At 65.9% G+C, this 15,324-nt stretch carries 9 protein-coding genes and 1 tRNA gene; 4 read left to right on the top strand and 6 right to left on the bottom strand.

The features are described 5' to 3' along the window. Nucleotides 1-41: 41 nt before the first annotated feature. A complete protein-coding gene (gene gltB / locus CJZ78_RS06470) occupies nt 42-4,640 on the top strand; it encodes a glutamate synthase large subunit (protein WP_094560084.1) in 4,599 nt (1,532 codons plus the stop codon). 16 nt (nt 4,641-4,656) lie between these two features. Here gltB and lipA read toward each other — a convergent pair whose 3' ends face one another. After that, the gene (gene lipA / locus CJZ78_RS06465; protein ID WP_094560083.1) at nt 4,657-5,526 is read right to left on the bottom strand and encodes a lipoyl synthase; all 870 of its coding nucleotides are present in this window, start codon (nt 5,524-5,526) and stop codon (nt 4,657-4,659) included. 105 nt (nt 5,527-5,631) lie between these two features. Here lipA and CJZ78_RS06460 point away from each other — a divergent pair. Then, nucleotides 5,632-5,705, top strand: a tRNA-Pro gene (locus tag CJZ78_RS06460). Nucleotides 5,706-5,727: 22 nt separating this feature from the next. Here CJZ78_RS06460 and cobJ read toward each other — a convergent pair. Continuing rightward, the gene (cobJ, locus tag CJZ78_RS06455) at nt 5,728-7,530 is read right to left on the bottom strand and encodes a precorrin-3B C(17)-methyltransferase (protein ID WP_094560082.1); all 1,803 of its coding nucleotides are present in this window, start codon (nt 7,528-7,530) and stop codon (nt 5,728-5,730) included. 23 nt (nt 7,531-7,553) lie between these two features. Beyond that, the gene (locus CJZ78_RS14755) at nt 7,554-8,900 is read right to left on the bottom strand and encodes an Ig-like domain-containing protein (RefSeq protein WP_304442189.1); all 1,347 of its coding nucleotides are present in this window, start codon (nt 8,898-8,900) and stop codon (nt 7,554-7,556) included. Nucleotides 8,901-9,432: 532 nt separating this feature from the next. Here CJZ78_RS14755 and psaA point away from each other — a divergent pair. Beyond that, a complete protein-coding gene (gene psaA / locus CJZ78_RS06445) occupies nt 9,433-11,736 on the top strand; it encodes a photosystem I core protein PsaA (RefSeq protein ID WP_094560081.1) in 2,304 nt (767 codons plus the stop codon). A 19-nt stretch (nt 11,737-11,755) separates the two neighbouring features. Continuing rightward, nucleotides 11,756-13,963: a photosystem I core protein PsaB gene (gene psaB, locus CJZ78_RS06440; protein WP_094560080.1), complete on the top strand. Its 2,208-nt coding sequence runs from the start codon at nt 11,756-11,758 to the stop codon at nt 13,961-13,963. Nucleotides 13,964-14,089: 126 nt separating this feature from the next. Here psaB and CJZ78_RS06435 read toward each other — a convergent pair whose 3' ends face one another. The 3 genes from CJZ78_RS06435 to CJZ78_RS06425 form a co-directional block, all read right to left on the bottom strand. Beyond that, on the bottom strand, nt 14,090-14,452 hold the full coding sequence (locus CJZ78_RS06435; protein ID WP_143592863.1) for a hypothetical protein: 363 nt from the start codon (nt 14,450-14,452) through the stop codon (nt 14,090-14,092). 127 nt (nt 14,453-14,579) lie between these two features. After that, nucleotides 14,580-15,071, bottom strand: a complete 492-nt coding sequence (locus CJZ78_RS06430; RefSeq protein WP_094560078.1) for a photosystem I reaction center subunit XI — start codon at nt 15,069-15,071, stop codon at nt 14,580-14,582. 48 nt (nt 15,072-15,119) lie between these two features. Next, nucleotides 15,120-15,236, bottom strand: coding sequence for a photosystem I reaction center subunit VIII (locus CJZ78_RS06425; RefSeq protein WP_094560077.1), 117 nt, complete (start codon nt 15,234-15,236; stop codon nt 15,120-15,122). Between the last annotated feature and the right edge of the window lie 88 nt (nt 15,237-15,324).

Genomic DNA, 15,324 nt, shown 5'->3' with positions numbered 1-15,324 from the left:
AGCGCTGATCTGTCAGATCAACTGCCGGACCGTTTCGGGTTATGCCTCGTTCCCCTCGCCCCGTTTGGCCCCATTGCGACAGCCCCGCACCGGCGGCGGTCGCGGGCGAGAAGGACGCCTGCGGCGTGGGCTTCCTGGCCAGCCTGAAGGGGGAAGCCAGCCACTGGGTGCTGCAGCAGGCCCTGCGTGGCCTCGATTGCATGGAGCACCGCGGCGGCTGCGGCGGCGATGGCGATTCCGGCGACGGTGCCGGGGTGCTCTGCGGCATCCCCTGGAGCTATCTGGAGGCAGTGTGGCCCGAGGCAGCGGCTGCCAACGGCAGTGCCCGCGGCCTGGGCATGCTGTTCCTGCCGGCCGATGCCACCAAGCGCGAGCAGGCCAAAGCCTTCTGCGCCGAAGAGGCCGCCAAGCTGGGGCTTCGCAGCCTGGGTTGGCGCGCGGTGCCACTGAATCCAGCGGTGCTGGGCCCCCTGGCCCTGGGCACCGCTCCGGCGATTGAGCAGTGGCTGCTGGCCGCCGACGAAGCCGGCGATGCCCTGGAGTCGGTGCTATTTCGCCTGCGCCGCCGCTGCGGCGACCGGGCCCGCGAGGCCTGGGGCCCTGGACCCAGCGACCTCTACTTCGCCTCCTTGAGCAGCCGCACGGTTGTGTACAAGGGCATGGTGCGCTCGGAGGTGCTCGCCGCCTTCTATGGCGACCTGCGCGATGCGCGCTTTGCCGTGAGCTATGCGGTGTACCACCGCCGCTTCAGCACCAACACCCTGCCCCGCTGGCCCCTGGCCCAGCCCATGCGGCTGTTGGGCCACAACGGCGAGATCAACACCCTGCTGGGCAACCTCAACTGGGCCCGGGCCTCGGAGGCCAGCCTCGATGCGGTGTGGGGGGAGGCCGCTGGTGACCTCAAGCCGGTGGTGAATGCCGCCTTCAGCGACTCGGCCAACCTTGACGCCACCCTCGAGCTGCTGGTGCGCAGCGGCCGGCCCATCACGGAGAGCTTGCTCACCCTGGTGCCGGAGGCCTTCCGCGATCAGCCGGAGCTGACAGGCAAACCTGAGATCACGGCCTTCTACGAGTATTCCGCTTGCACCCAGGAGCCCTGGGACGGCCCGGCCCTGCTGGTGTTCGCCGATGGCCGCAGCGTCGGCGCCACCCTGGATCGCAATGGCCTGCGCCCGGCCCGCTACTGCATCACCAGCGATGGCTTCGTGGTGATGGGCTCTGAAACCGGCGTGGTGGAGCTCGAGGAGAGCCGCATCATCGAAAAGGGCCGCCTGGGCCCCGGTCAGATGCTGGCGGTGGATCTGGAGCAGGGCCGCCTGCTGCGAAACTGGGATGTGAAGCAGGAGGTGGCGGCCCGTCACCCCTACGGCGCCTGGCTGGCGGAGCATCGCCGCAGCCTGGCGGCCCAGCCCTGGACGCAGGAGCGCCAGCTGGGCGATCTGGAGCTACTGCAGCAGCAAACGGCCTTTGGCTTCACCGCCGAAGACTTTGAGCTGGTGATCGAGGACATGGCCGGCGCAGCCAAGGAGCCCACCTACTGCATGGGTGATGACATCCCCCTGGCGGTGCTCTCCGATAAACCGCACCTGCTCTACGACTATTTCAAGCAGCGCTTCGCTCAGGTCACCAACCCGCCGATCGATCCCCTGCGGGAAAAGCTGGTGATGAGCCTGGAGATGCACCTGGGCAAGCGGGGCTCGCCCCTGAAGCCGGAGGCCGCCTCGGCCGCGGTGCTGCACCTGGCCAGTCCGATCCTCAATGAGGCGGAGCTGGCGGCGGTGGCCGAGCAAGGTTTGCCCGCCACCACGCTCTCCACCTTGATGCCGATCACTGCTGGACCTGGGGGTCTGGCGGCTGCGGTGGAGCGCCTCAAGGCAGAGGCGGAGGCGGCCGTGCGCGCTGGCACCCAGATCCTGGTGCTCAGTGATCGTGGCGGCCCCAGCGGTGGGATCACGGCCACCATCACCACCATCCCGCCGCTGCTGGCGGTGGGGGCGGTGCACCATCACCTGCTGAACCTGGGGCTGCGGCTGCAGGCCTCCCTGGTGGTGGACACGGCCCAGTGTTGGAGCACCCATCACTTGGCCTGCCTGATCGGCTATGGCGCCAGCGCTGTATGCCCCTGGCTCACCTGGGAAACCACTCGACACTGGCTGGCACATCCCCGCGTGCAGAAGCTGATCGAAACCGGCAAGTTGCCGGCCCTCACGCCCGACCAGGCCCAGGCCAACGTGCGCAAGGCCCTGGAGGATGGCCTGCGCAAGATCCTGTCCAAGATCGGCATCTCGCTGCTGGCCAGCTACCACGGCGCCCAGATCTTTGAGGCGATCGGCCTCGGTGCCGACCTGATCGCGCTGGCCTTCAAGGGCACCACCAGCCGGGTGGCGGGCCTGAGCCTGGGCGAGCTGGCCAGCGAAACTCTGAGCTTCCACGCCAAAGCCTTCCCCGAGCTCAACCGCACCAAGCTCGAATTCATGGGCTTTGTGCAAAACCGCACCGGTGGCGAATACCACCTCAACAGCCCGGAGATGGCCAAGGCCCTGCATGCGGCCGTGAAGGCCGGCCCCGGCTACGACCACTTCTCCACCTACAAAACCCTGTTGGAAAACCGGCCGGTCACCGCCCTGCGCGACCTGCTGGAGCTCAAGCCCGCACCCGCTCCCTTACCCATCGAGCAGGTCGAGAGCATCGAGAGCATTTGCAGCCGTTTCTGCACCGGTGGCATGAGCCTGGGGGCGCTCTCGCGCGAGGCCCACGAGGTGCTGGCCATCGCCATGAACCGCATCGGTGGCAAGAGCAACAGCGGCGAGGGCGGCGAAGACCCAGCTCGCTTCCACACCCTCAACGATGTGGACGGGGAGGGGCGTTCCGCCACCCTGCCCACGCTCAAGGGACTTCGCAACGGCGATACCGCCTGCTCGGCGATCAAGCAGATCGCCTCGGGCCGTTTCGGTGTGACCCCTGAATACCTGCGCAGCGGCCGGCAGCTGGAGATCAAGGTGGCCCAGGGGGCCAAGCCCGGCGAGGGCGGCCAGCTGCCGGGACCCAAGGTGGATCCTTACATCGCCTGGCTGCGCAACAGCAAGCCCGGCGTGGCGCTGATCTCGCCACCACCCCACCACGACATCTATTCGATCGAGGACCTGGCCCAGCTGATCCACGACCTGCACCAGGTGCATCCCGCCGCCAAGGTGAGCGTGAAGCTGGTGGCCGAGATCGGCATCGGCACGATCGCCGCAGGGGTGGCCAAGGCCAATGCTGATGTGATCCAGATCTCCGGCCACGACGGCGGCACCGGTGCCTCACCGCTGAGTTCGATCAAGCATGCCGGCAGCCCCTGGGAGCTAGGCCTCACTGAGGTGCACCGTTCTCTGCTGGAAAACGGACTGCGCGATCGGGTGCTGCTGCGCGCCGATGGCGGCCTCAAGACCGGCTGGGACGTGATCATCGCCGCCCTGCTGGGCGCTGAGGAATACGGATTCGGCTCGGTGGCGATGATCGCTGAGGGCTGCATCATGGCCCGCGTTTGCCACACCAATAACTGCCCCGTGGGGGTCGCCACCCAGAAGGAGAACCTGCGCAAGCGCTTCCCCGGCGTGCCCGAGCACGTGGTGAATTTCTTCCTGTTCGTGGCCGAGGAGGTGCGCCAGCTGCTGAGCGTGCTCGGCGTGGCCCGCCTCGAAGACCTGATCGGCCGCACCGAGCTGCTGCAGGCCCGCACCGTGCAGCTGGCCAAAACTCAGGCCCTTGATCTCTCCTGCCTGATCGATCCGATTCCAGCAGCGGCCGATCGCCGCTGGTTGCAGCACGATGCCGAGGCCCATGGCAATGGGCAGATCTTGGAAGACCAGCTCCTGGCCGACGCTGAGGTGATGGCGGCCATGGAGGGCCACGGCCGCGTGGCCCGCACCCTGGCGATCGTGAACACCGACCGCAGCGTGGGCGCCCGCCTCTCCGGCGAAATCGCCGCCCGCCATGGCAACACCGGCTTCGCTGGCCAGCTTGACCTCACCTACGAAGGGGCCGCGGGTCAGAGCTTCGGGGCCTTCGTGCTCCAGGGCATGAACGTGCGCCTGGTGGGTGAAGCCAACGACTACGTGGGCAAGGGCCTCAACGGTGGCCGCCTCACCGTGGTGCCCCCCGCCGGCGTGCAGGATCCAGGCAGCCAGGTGATCCTGGGCAACACATGCCTCTACGGCGCCACAGGCGGTGAGCTGTTTGCCCTCGGCCGCGCCGGTGAGCGCTTCGCCGTGCGCAACAGCGGTGCCCGCACCGTGGTGGAAGGCGCCGGCGACCACTGCTGCGAGTACATGACTGGCGGTGTGGTGGTGGTGCTGGGCAGCACCGGCCGCAACGTGGCCGCCGGCATGACCGGCGGTGTGGCCTTCATTCTGGATGAAACCGGCGGCCTGACGGAGCGGGTCAACCCCGAGATCGTGGCGATCGCCGAGCTCACAACCCCGGAGCAGGAGGCCTTGCTCAAGCCCCTGCTGGAGGCCCACCTGCAAGCCACCGGCAGCGCCAAGGCCGCGGCGATCCTGGCCGATTGGAGCAACTGGAAGGCTCGCTTCAAGCTGCTGGTACCTCCCAGCGAGAAGGCCACCGTGGGCCTGGCGGAGCGGCAAGCGGTGGCGGCCTAGCTAGCGCCCTCCCCCCTCAGCGGGGGTACTGCCGCATCAGCCGCTGCACCTCGCCGGCGTGGTAGCTGCTGCGGGTGAGCGGGGAGCTCACCACCTGCAGAAAGCCCAGGGCTTCTTCGCCATGGCGGCGGAAGCCGTCGAATTGCTCAGGAGTCACGAACCGGTCTACTGGCAGGTGTTTGGGGCCCGGGGAGAGGTACTGGCCAATGGTCACGATGTCCACCCGGTGGCGCCGTAGATCGGCCATCACCTCGAGCACCTCCGTGTCGGTTTCGCCCAGGCCGGTCATCAGGCCGGATTTGGTGTAGGTGCGCGGCCAGCCTGCGCGCACCCGTTGCAGCAGCTCCAGAGAACGCGCGTAGATGCCCTGGGGCCGGGCTTTTTTGTAGAGCCTCGGCACGGTTTCGATGTTGTGGTTGAGCACCTCCGGGGCGCCCTCCATCACCGCCGCCAGCGCCTCCCAGTTGCCGCAGAAATCGGGGATCAGCAGCTCGATCGTGGTGAGCGGTGAGCGGGCGCGCACGTGTGCAATGCAGGCCACAAACTGGCTGGCGCCGCCATCGGCCAGGTCATCGCGGTTCACCGAGGTGATCACCACGTGCTTGAGCCCCAGCCGGGCCACCGCTTCCCCCAGGCGCTCGGGCTCGGTGGGATCGAGCTCTCGCACGCTCTTGTCGAAGTCGATGTCGCAGTAGGGGCAGGCGCGGGTGCAGCCCGGCCCCATGATCAAGAAGGTGGCGGTGCCGCCGGCGAAGCACTCGCCGATGTTGGGGCAGCTGGCCTCCTGGCAGACGGTGTTGAGCTTCAGGTCCAGCAGCAGGTCGGCCACCTCGCCGATCCGTTCCCGCTGGGGGGCCTTGACGCGCAGCCAGTCGGGTTTGAGCACGGCGCAACGCAGGCCGGTGGGGCCGAAGGAAGGGCTGGACGAGACTGTAGAAAGCCGCCGGGATCAGGGGGGTTGGGCGGAGGCCATCCCCTAAAGTCGCTCCATCGGGATGTAGCGCAGCTTGGTAGCGCACTTCGTTCGGGACGAAGGGGCCGCAGGTTCGAATCCTGTCATCCCGATTTTTTCTTCCATGGCTTCGGCTCAGCTGAGCTCGGCCCCCGGGTAGCCGCGGGGGGTGACCATGCGGCCATCGCGGGCATAGCTGCTGCTGTTCCCCACGAGCACCAAGGTGAGCATGTCCACCTGCTCCACCGGAAGTTCGCCCAGGATGTGCAGGCTCAGGGCCTCGTTGGCTCGTCCGAGCTGGCGGGCGAGGGCCACCGGGGTGCTGGCTGGCCGGCCTTGGAGCAACAGCTCTTGGGCCCGGGCCAGTTGCCAGTCGCGCCCCTGGGACCGCGGGTTGTAGAGCGCCACGACGAAATCCCCTGTGGCGGCAGCCTGCAGCCGTCGTTCGATCACGGCCCAGGGCGTGAGTCGATCGCTGAGGCTGATGGTGCAGAAGTCGTGCATCAATGGGGCACCAGCCCGCGCGGCCGCCAGCTGCAGCGCCGAGATTCCCGGATGGACGGCGAAGCTGGGGCGTTCATCCTCTGGTTGGGTTAGCCACAACTCCAGGGCCAGGCCGGCCATGGCGTAGATGCCGCTGTCGCCCGACGACACGAGGGCCACGTTCAGCCCCTGGCTCGCCAGCTCCAGGGCCAGGGCGCAGCGGGCCCGCTCCTCGGTGAGCTGGCCATCACAGCGCAGTTGATCCGGCCGCCGCAGGGGCTCGAGCAGGTCGAGGTAGAGGCCATAGCCCACCCAGGCGGTGGCGTCAGCCAGGGCGCGCCGGGCATCGCCGGTGAGCAGATCCAGGCTGCCCGGGCCGCTGCCCACCAGGTGCAGCTGACCCCGCTGGGGGGCCCATTGGCTTTCCGCCAGAGCAATCGCCAGGGTGGCGGCCCCCTGCTCACCGCCGCTGGTGCGTTCGATGCGTTTGGCCTGGAGCAGCTGCGCCCCAGGGCCCGCAACCAGCAGAGCGGCGGCCTCCGCCACGCTGGCGGTGCCCATCTCCTGAGCCACGGCCGACGAGGGATTGGGTACGGGCACATCGGCCAGGCTCGCTGCTGCAAACCAGCGAACGGGCCATCGCCGCTGGGCGGCGAGGGCTAGCAGGGCTGGTTCATCGGCCTTGCGGTCGATGCTGGCCAGCCCGGCCACGGCCTCAGGTGCCAGCTGCAGCTCTGCCAGGGTTTGATCCACCAGGCGCTCTAGCAGGCTCAGGCTGGTGTTGCGTTCACAGCCAAGACCCAGCCACAGGCTGGGCGGGTGCCAGCGGCAGCCCTGCCCCGTGTGGATGTCCACCACCATGGCTGGATGGGCCGCTTTGGCACTGCAGACCGTTTGCAGGCCAGTGGCAGCCGGCAGCTCGAGCCAGCGGCGACTGCCATGGCGGGCCTCCACCGCGACCGGCTCTTCCCCCCTGGCGGCCGCGTGCATCAGTGCGTTCCAATCGCCAGCCCCCCGGCGCCAGCCCCAGGCGGTGCCGAAGCTGTCCAGGCTCAGTCGTGCCGCGGCGGCGGTGGCGCCGGTGAGCACCGCCTGGCCACCGAAGCTGGCGGCGATCCGCTGGCTGAGCCGATCCGCGCCGGCGGCATGGCCGCCGAGAAGGGGAATGGCGAAGTTGCCCTCGGGATCTACCACCACCACGGCCGGATCACTGTCCTTGTCCGTGAGCAGCGGGGCGATCAGACGAGTCACGAGCCCGCAGGCCCCGACGATCACAAAGGCACCGGCCGATGGCCATTGATCCGCCAGGCAGTCCCGCGGCGTCGGCTGGTCGTCTGGGCCGACCCGGCCATCGACCAGGCCCGCCTGGGCCAGCCGTTCCAGCAGGGGCGTGCTGGCTGCACTGAAGCCCAGTGCCCAGATCGGACGGCGCGGCGCCCCATCGGCGTTGCGCATGGCGTTGAGGCTGGAATGGGACGTCACGCGCCTAGCTTCTGGCGCAACCCGGACAGCGGCCCCTGGGGCTTGGGCTTGAGGAGGGAGCCGTCGGCGTTCACTTGATTGCGCGCTGATCCTTCCAGACTGGTGGATGGTGCCATGCGCTGCGAACTGGCCGGCACCAGGGGCCTGGGTTCGAGCTCGCCCTCAGGACTGGGGTCTGGGCTGGGTTCGGTGGCGATGCTGGGGGTCACTGCGTCGATGGGCTCTGGGGCTGGTTCGACATCTGGACGAGCCTCGGGCTCTGGCTCCGCTGCCTGCGGCACCTCGGTCTGGGGCTCTGCAGCCGGCTCTTGCTCTTGTTCTGGCTCTGGCTCTGGCTCTGGCTCTGGCTGGGGTTCGGGTTCGGCCTCGGGTTCGGGTTTTGGTTCGGGCGCAGCCTCAAGTTCGGCCTCGGGTTCGGCCGTCGGTTGGGGTTCCGCTGGGGGTGGGGGCTCGTTGCCCAGCAGTTGGGCCAGCTCGTCGTCGCTCAGCCGGCCCCGCTGCCAGATCGGCCCGGGGCCCGCAGCATCCAGAACCACTTCAGACACTATCGTGTTGAACGGAGGGTTGAGGGGCTCGCCTCGCCCATCCACCAGCTCCAGAAGCACGCTGTTGCTGCCGGTTTGCCACCCCTTGAGCCAGAGGGGCGCGTTTTGATCCACCAAAAAGCTGTCACCGTTCACGGTCACCCGCAGACGCCAGCTGCCGTCGTTGTCGCGCAGGCCCTGGAGGGGGGCATCCAGCAGCAGCCAGTCGAGCAGCACCGGTTGCCGGCCCGCCAGGTCCCCCGGACTGACTGGGATCAACTGGGGGCTTCCTGCTTGGGGAATCGCCAGGGGATTGGCGGCCACCCGGTGCACCCGGATCTGGTCCCAGGCCCCTGGGCTTTTCACCGCTTCTCCCCAGGGCCGAGCCGCATAGGCGGTGATGCGGTGGCTGCCAGGGGTAAGGGCTGGCAGGTCGATCTGGAGGCTGGCCGGGTTGGCGGTCGCGGTAGGCCGGGACAGGCGAACGGGCGCCTGGTCATCAACCTGAACCACCACATGGGGCCCGAACCCCAGGGATCCGGCATCGACCAGGGGCCAATCGCTTACCCGCAGGCGCAGGGATACTGGGCCGTTGGGCAGGTTGGCGCCATCCTGCGGCGCCAGGATCGTCACCTGGGGGTTGTGCTCGCTCAGCGCTGACTGGAGCTGCTGCACGGCGATGGGCGTGGCCACTTCCTGCAAGCGGCCACTGGGGCCCTGGGGGCTCAGGGGTGGGGTTGGCGCCTCGCTTCCACGGGAGCTGGAAAGTCGGTTGCAACCCCCGGGCAGTAGCAGTAGCAACGCCATCAGGCCCGTCATCACGGGCTGCCACCATCGGATCGGCCGCCTGGGGGCGGGCGATCCGCCCTGGTGCACCCCCGGTCGGGGACGGGCTGGATGGGTTGCGCTGCCTGCGCCCACGCTGGGTTGCTCAGCTGTTTCTGCGGGCATTCTGCTGGGCCGGGCCACCCTGGAAATTCAGAGACTATTACAGGTTGAATTTTAGTCATTAAGTAATAACGACATGGCCAAAAGAAGGCCAATCTCGATGATTCTTTCTGTTCTGTAAAGCCCTGCGCTGGCCTGGGAAGCGCCGGGATTGAACCTTTGTAACTGCAACCCAAAACCCTTCGGAAACGGCCCCTATACTTTCGCCAGCGGTCCCCTATTTGGGGCCCCAAGCCCCAGTGGTGGCAAGCGGTTTCGCGGTTTCGCGATCCCTCTTCCCGGCTGGAGCCCATGACTCCGGAGGCCTTGGTCGCCGGTTGCTCATGGGGCCCAACGGCAGGCCTCCCGGTCTGCTGCAGGGGTGGACCCACCACCTCGACCCCGTCCCTCGAGGAACGTCTCGATGACCATCAGCCCACCAGAGCGTGGGGAAAAGGCGAAGGCCATGGTTGACCGGAACCCCGTTCCGGCCACCTTCGAACTGTTCGGCAAGCCCGGCCATTTCGATCGCAGCCTTGCCAAAGGTCCCAAAACCACCACCTGGGTTTGGAACCTCCACGCCAATGCTCACGACTTCGACAGCCACACGAGTGATCTCGAAGAGGTCTCTCGCAAGATCTTTTCGGCTCACTTCGGCCACCTGGCCGTCATCTTCATCTGGCTAAGCGGCGCCTTCTATCACGGAGCGCGCTTCTCCAACTACACCGGTTGGTTGACCGATCCCCTGCACGTCAAGCCTTCGGCGCAGGTGGTTTGGCCGATCTTTGGCCAGGAAATCCTTAATGGCGATATGGGTGCCGGCTTCCACGGCATTCAGATCACCTCCGGACTCTTCCATGTGTGGAGGGCCTGGGGCATCACCAACACAACCCAGCTGCTGGCCCTGGCCATCGGCGCGCTGGTGATGGCCGGGCTGATGCTCAATGCGGGCGTCTTCCACTACCACAAAGCAGCCCCCAAGCTCGAGTGGTTCCAGAACGTTGAGTCGATGCTCAACCACCACCTGGCTGGCCTGCTCGGCTTGGGATCCCTGTCTTGGACAGGACACCTTCTTCATGTGTCCCTGCCCACCAATGCGCTGATGGAAGCGATCGACGCCGGCCAGCCGCTGGTGCTCAATGGCAAGACCATCGCCACCTATGCAGACATCCCCCTGCCCCACGAGTTCCTGAACCAGGACGTGATTGCCCAGCTGTTCCCCGGTTTCGGGGCGGGCATCTCAGCCTTCTTCACCGGCAACTGGGCGGCTTACAGCGATTTCCTCACCTTCAAGGGTGGTCTGAATCCTGTGACCGGCAGCCTGTGGATGACCGACATCGCCCATCACCATCTGGCGATCGCGGTGCTGTTCATCGTGGCTGGCCACATGTACCGCACCAACTGGGGCATTGGCCACAGCATCAAGGAGATCCTCGAGGGTCAGAAGGGTGATCCCCTGCTGTTCCCTGCTCCCAATGGTCATGACGGACTCTTCGAGTTCATGACCACCAGCTGGCACGCCCAACTGGCGGTGAACCTTGCTCTGCTGGGCTCGCTGACCATCATCGTGGCCCATCACATGTATGCGATGCCTCCGTATCCATACATCGGCATCGACTACCCCACCCAGCTGTCGATCTTCACCCACCACACCTGGATTGGTGGCTTCCTGATCGTTGGAGCCGGCGCCCACGCCGCCATCGCGATGATTCGCGATTACGACCCCGCCAAGCACGTCGACAACGTGCTCGACCGGGTGCTCAAGGCTCGCGACGCCCTGATCAGCCACCTCAACTGGGTGTGCATCTGGCTCGGCTTCCACAGCTTCGGCCTTTACATCCACAACGACACCATGCGTGCCCTGGGTCGTCCCCAGGACATGTTCAGCGACTCCGCCATTGCCCTGAAGCCTGTCTTCGCGCAGTGGATTCAGGGTCTGCACGCCGCCGCTGCCGGAAGCACCGCTCCCAACGCCCTGGCGGGGGTGAGCGAAGTGTTCAACGGCGCTGTTGTGGCTGTGGGTGGCAAGGTGGCCGCCGGTCCGATCCCCCTGGGAACGGCCGACTTCATGGTCCACCACATCCACGCCTTCACGATCCACGTGACGGTGCTGATCCTGCTGAAAGGTGTGTTGTATGCGCGCAGCTCCCGCCTAGTCCCCGACAAGGCGAATCTGGGCTTCCGCTTCCCCTGCGACGGCCCCGGCCGTGGCGGCACCTGCCAGGTGTCGGCTTGGGACCATGTGTTCCTCGGCCTGTTCTGGATGTACAACTCCCTGTCGATCGTCATCTTCCACTTCTCCTGGAAGATGCAGAGCGACGTGTGGGGCACCGTCAACGCTGATGGCAGCGTCCAGCACATCACCAATGGCAACTTCGCCCAAAGCGCCATCACCATCAATGGTTGGCTGCGGGACTTCCTCTGGGCCCAGGCCGCACAGGTGATCAACAGCTACGGCTCGAGCTCCAGTGCTTACGGTCTGATGTTCCTGGGAGCCCACTTCATCTGGGCCTTCAGCCTGATGTTCCTGTTCAGTGGCCGCGGCTACTGGCAAGAGCTGATCGAGTCCATCGTCTGGGCTCACAACAAGCTGAGGGTTGCTCCCGCTATCCAGCCGCGGGCGCTCTCCATCACCCAGGGTCGTGCCGTCGGTGTCGCTCACTATTTGTTGGGCGGTATCGCAACAACCTGGGCATTTTTCCTGGCCCGCATCGTCGCGGTCGGCTGACCTTTCCTGACCTCTCCCAATGGCAACGAAATTTCCTTCGTTCAGCCAGGGTCTGGCACAGGACCCGACAACCCGCCGTATTTGGTACGGCATTGCCACGGCTCACGACTTCGAGAGCCACGACGGCATGACCGAGGAGCGGCTTTACCAAAAGCTGTTCTCCACCCACTTCGGTCACCTGGCCATCATTGGCCTCTGGGTTTCGGGCAACCTGTTCCATATCGCCTGGCAGGGCAACTTTGAGCAGTGGGTCGCCGATCCGCTGCATGTCCGTCCCATCGCTCACGCGATCTGGGATCCCCACTTTGGCCAGGGCGCGATTGCCGCCTTCACCCAGGCGGGCGCCTCCTCTCCGGTGAACATTGCGTATTCCGGCCTGTACCACTGGTGGTACACGATCGGGATGAAAACCAACGCCGAGCTTTACCAGGGTTCCATCTTCATGATGATCCTGTCGGCCTGGGCCCTGTTCGCTGGCTGGCTCCACCTGCAGCCCAAGTTCCGGCCTTCCCTGGCCTGGTTCAAGAACGCTGAATCCCGGCTGAACCACCACCTGGCAGTTCTGTTTGGTTTCAGCTCGATCGCCTGGACAGGTCACCTGGTTCACGTGGCCATCCCTGAGGCCCGTGGTCAGCACGTGGGTTGGGACAACTTCCTCTCCGTGCTGCCGCACCCCGCTGGTCTGGCTCCGTTCTTCACCGGCAACTGGGGTGTCTATGCCCAGAACCCCGACACTGTTTATCAACAGTTCGGCACGGCTGAAGGCTCCGGCACCGCGATCCTCACCTTCCTCGGCGGGTTCCACCCCCAGACGGAAGCTCTGTGGCTCACGGACATCGCCCACCACCACCTGGCGATCGGCTGCATCTTCGTGATCGCCGGCCACATGTACCGGACCAACTTCGGTATCGGCCACTCGATTCGCGAGATCCTCGAAGCCCACAACCCGCCCAAGGGCACCCCTGGTGACCTCGGCGCCGGCCACAAGGGTCTCTACGACACGATCAACAACTCGCTGCACTTCCAGCTCGGCCTGGCTCTGGCAGCTCTGGGTGTGGTCACCAGCCTGGTGGCCCAGCACATGTATGCGATGCCGTCCTACGCGTTCATCGCTAAGGACTACACAACGCAGGCTGCGCTGTACACCCACCACCAGTACATCGCCATCTTCCTGATGTGCGGTGCGTTCGCCCACGGTGCGATCTTCTTCATTCGCGACTACGACCCGGAAGCCAACAAGGACAACGTGTTGGCTCGGATGCTTGAGCACAAGGAAGCCCTGATCAGCCACCTGAGCTGGGTCTCCCTGTTCCTCGGTTTCCACACCCTGGGTCTCTACGTCCACAACGACGTGGTTGTCGCCTTCGGGACCCCCGAGAAGCAGATCCTGGTGGAGCCCGTCTTTGCCCAGTTCGTCCAAGCCGCTTCCGGCAAGGCGATGTATGGCATGGATGTGCTGCTCTCCAACTCCGCAAGCGCGGCCAGCACTGCCAGTGCTGTGTATCTGCCTGGCTGGATTGATGCCATCAATGGCGGCAACGACCTGTTCCTGCCCATTGGTCCTGGCGACTTCCTGGTGCACCACGCCATTGCGCTGGGTCTGCACACCACCACCCTGATCCTGGTGAAGGGTGCCCTGGATGCCCGGGGCTCCAAGCTGATGCCCGATAAAAAGGACTTCGGCTACTCCTTCCCCTGCGACGGCCCCGGCCGTGGCGGCACCTGCGACATCTCGGCTTGGGATTCCTTCTATCTGTCGGTTTTCTGGGCCCTGAACACCGTGGGCTGGGTGACCTTCTACTGGCACTGGAAGCACCTCGCCATCTGGCAGGGCAACGTGGCTCAGTTCAACGAATCCAGCACCTATCTGATGGGCTGGTTCCGCGATTACCTGTGGCTCAACTCCTCCCAGCTGATCAACGGCTACAACCCGTTTGGCAGCAACAACCTGGCCGTTTGGTCCTGGATGTTCCTGTTCGGTCACCTGGTGTGGGCCACCGGCTTCATGTTCCTGATCTCCTGGCGCGGTTACTGGCAGGAACTGATCGAGACCATCGTTTGGGCGCATCAGCGCACTCCGCTCGCCAACCTGGTGGGCTGGCGCGATAAGCCTGTCGCTCTCTCGATCGTTCAGGCTCGCGTGGTGGGCCTGGCCCACTTCACGATCGGCTACATCCTCACGTACGCCGCCTTCCTGATCGCCTCCACCTCGGGCAAGTTCGGCTAATCCTTTAGCCCTTGCCTTCTCCTTGAGGGACGAACCAACCCCGGCACAAGCCGGGGTTTTTTATTGGCTTTCATGGGGGGGGCGATGAACCGAGATGCACGGCTCAGCGGGTTGCCCCTCCATGGTTTAGCGGTTGTTGGTTGATCTGTAGTTCTGCTCCACGTAGGCCTGGTCTTCGCAGCGCAGCTCATTGCCGTCGGTCTGGGCGCGTTCTCCCTGTAGGCAGGTCACGGTGGCGCGGTGACCTGCGCTCCAGCCTTGCTTCAGGGCTGCTTGCTCGATCCGTTGCTGCGCCAGCTTGGCTGCTTCAGCCTGTTGATCCGCCTGGGGTTGTCCAGCTGCATTTGGGGCCGGCAGCGTTGGTTGTGCCGGCAACTGGGGACCACCTTTCTGGCAGGCCGCGAGCAGGACGCCGCTGCCCACGAGCGCCAGGCTGAACGGCAGCAGCCTGCGCTGGTGATTGCGGCTTGGCATGGAATCGTCTGGCATCGCACCATCGGGCATCGGGGCTGCGCCAATGTTGGCGCTGATCGCTCCCCGTGCACCCACGCATCAAAAAAGCCCCGCCGAAGCGGGGCTGGGGCCTGTTGGGATGGCTGGGCTTTGCGGCTGAGGCTCAGCCGACGCTCCAGACGCCGCCGGCGATGTTGACCAGCGGAGCCACGATGGCCGTGCCGGCCAGGAACCAGGCAAAAGCGGCGCCGCCGCAACCGCCGAGCCAGAAGCCGCTGGCAAATTCAGCCCAGCCTGCCTTGGTGAACAGGTCGGCGGGAGGGTTGTCGATGGTGGCGTCAGCGGGCTGGATGTTGGGTCCGTTACCCGCGGTGCCGTAGATCGACAGGCACACCGTGAGGATCGACACCAGGCCGATGGTGGCCAGCAGGCCAGCGGTGCTGGCGTACTCGGTGAGACGCAGCGGCCCGCAGATCGTGAATGGTCCGTAGAGGAAGAAGCCATGGGCCATGCCCACTTCCAGTCCCCGGCGGTTGGGCGAGAGCGACGGGCGGTAGGCCGGCAGGGCGTTCAGGAAGGCCTTGCTGAAGTAGCTGCTGTTAACGGGGGTGGCCAGATTGCCGACACAGGGGTCGGCCACGGGGGTCACGGTCATGGTGGCGGGGGGAAAGCGGTGAGGCAGGGCAACGGCTCCGGTTGGAGCTCAGTCGCTGGCTTCGATCACGTTGAACAGCAGGGTCATGGCCAAGGCTGGGCCGAGGATTCCCACAAGGGGTACGAACACCGAGGGCATCCAAGCGGCAGCGAATTCTCCAGTCATGGCACGGGCCAATAGCAACCATCAATACTGTAGGGAGCTCCCCCAAAGGGGCCCCAATGCCCCTGCAGGGGCGACATAAAAGTTCAAT

The sequence above is a fragment of the Synechococcus sp. 8F6 genome, from assembly GCF_002252665.1.
In the GTDB taxonomy this organism is placed as follows: Bacteria; Cyanobacteriota; Cyanobacteriia; order PCC-6307; family Cyanobiaceae; genus Cyanobium_A.
This window is presented reverse-complemented; position numbering and strand designations above follow the sequence as displayed.

Excerpts from the sequence above, each read along its gene's own strand:
- CJZ78_RS06430 (WP_094560078.1), bottom strand. The coding sequence starts at position 15,071 with ATGACCGTGACCCCCGTGGCCGACCCCTGTGTCGGCAATCTGGCCACC.
- psaB (WP_094560080.1), top strand. The coding sequence starts at position 11,756 with ATGGCAACGAAATTTCCTTCGTTCAGCCAGGGTCTGGCACAGGACCCG.
- cobJ (WP_094560082.1), bottom strand. The coding sequence starts at position 7,530 with ATGCGCAACGCCGATGGGGCGCCGCGCCGTCCGATCTGGGCACTGGGC.
- gltB (WP_094560084.1), top strand. The coding sequence starts at position 42 with ATGCCTCGTTCCCCTCGCCCCGTTTGGCCCCATTGCGACAGCCCCGCA.
- CJZ78_RS06435 (WP_143592863.1), bottom strand. The coding sequence starts at position 14,452 with ATGCCAGACGATTCCATGCCAAGCCGCAATCACCAGCGCAGGCTGCTG.
- CJZ78_RS14755 (WP_304442189.1), bottom strand. The coding sequence starts at position 8,900 with ATGACGGGCCTGATGGCGTTGCTACTGCTACTGCCCGGGGGTTGCAAC.
- psaA (WP_094560081.1), top strand. The coding sequence starts at position 9,433 with ATGACCATCAGCCCACCAGAGCGTGGGGAAAAGGCGAAGGCCATGGTT.
- CJZ78_RS06425 (WP_094560077.1), bottom strand. The coding sequence starts at position 15,236 with ATGACTGGAGAATTCGCTGCCGCTTGGATGCCCTCGGTGTTCGTACCC.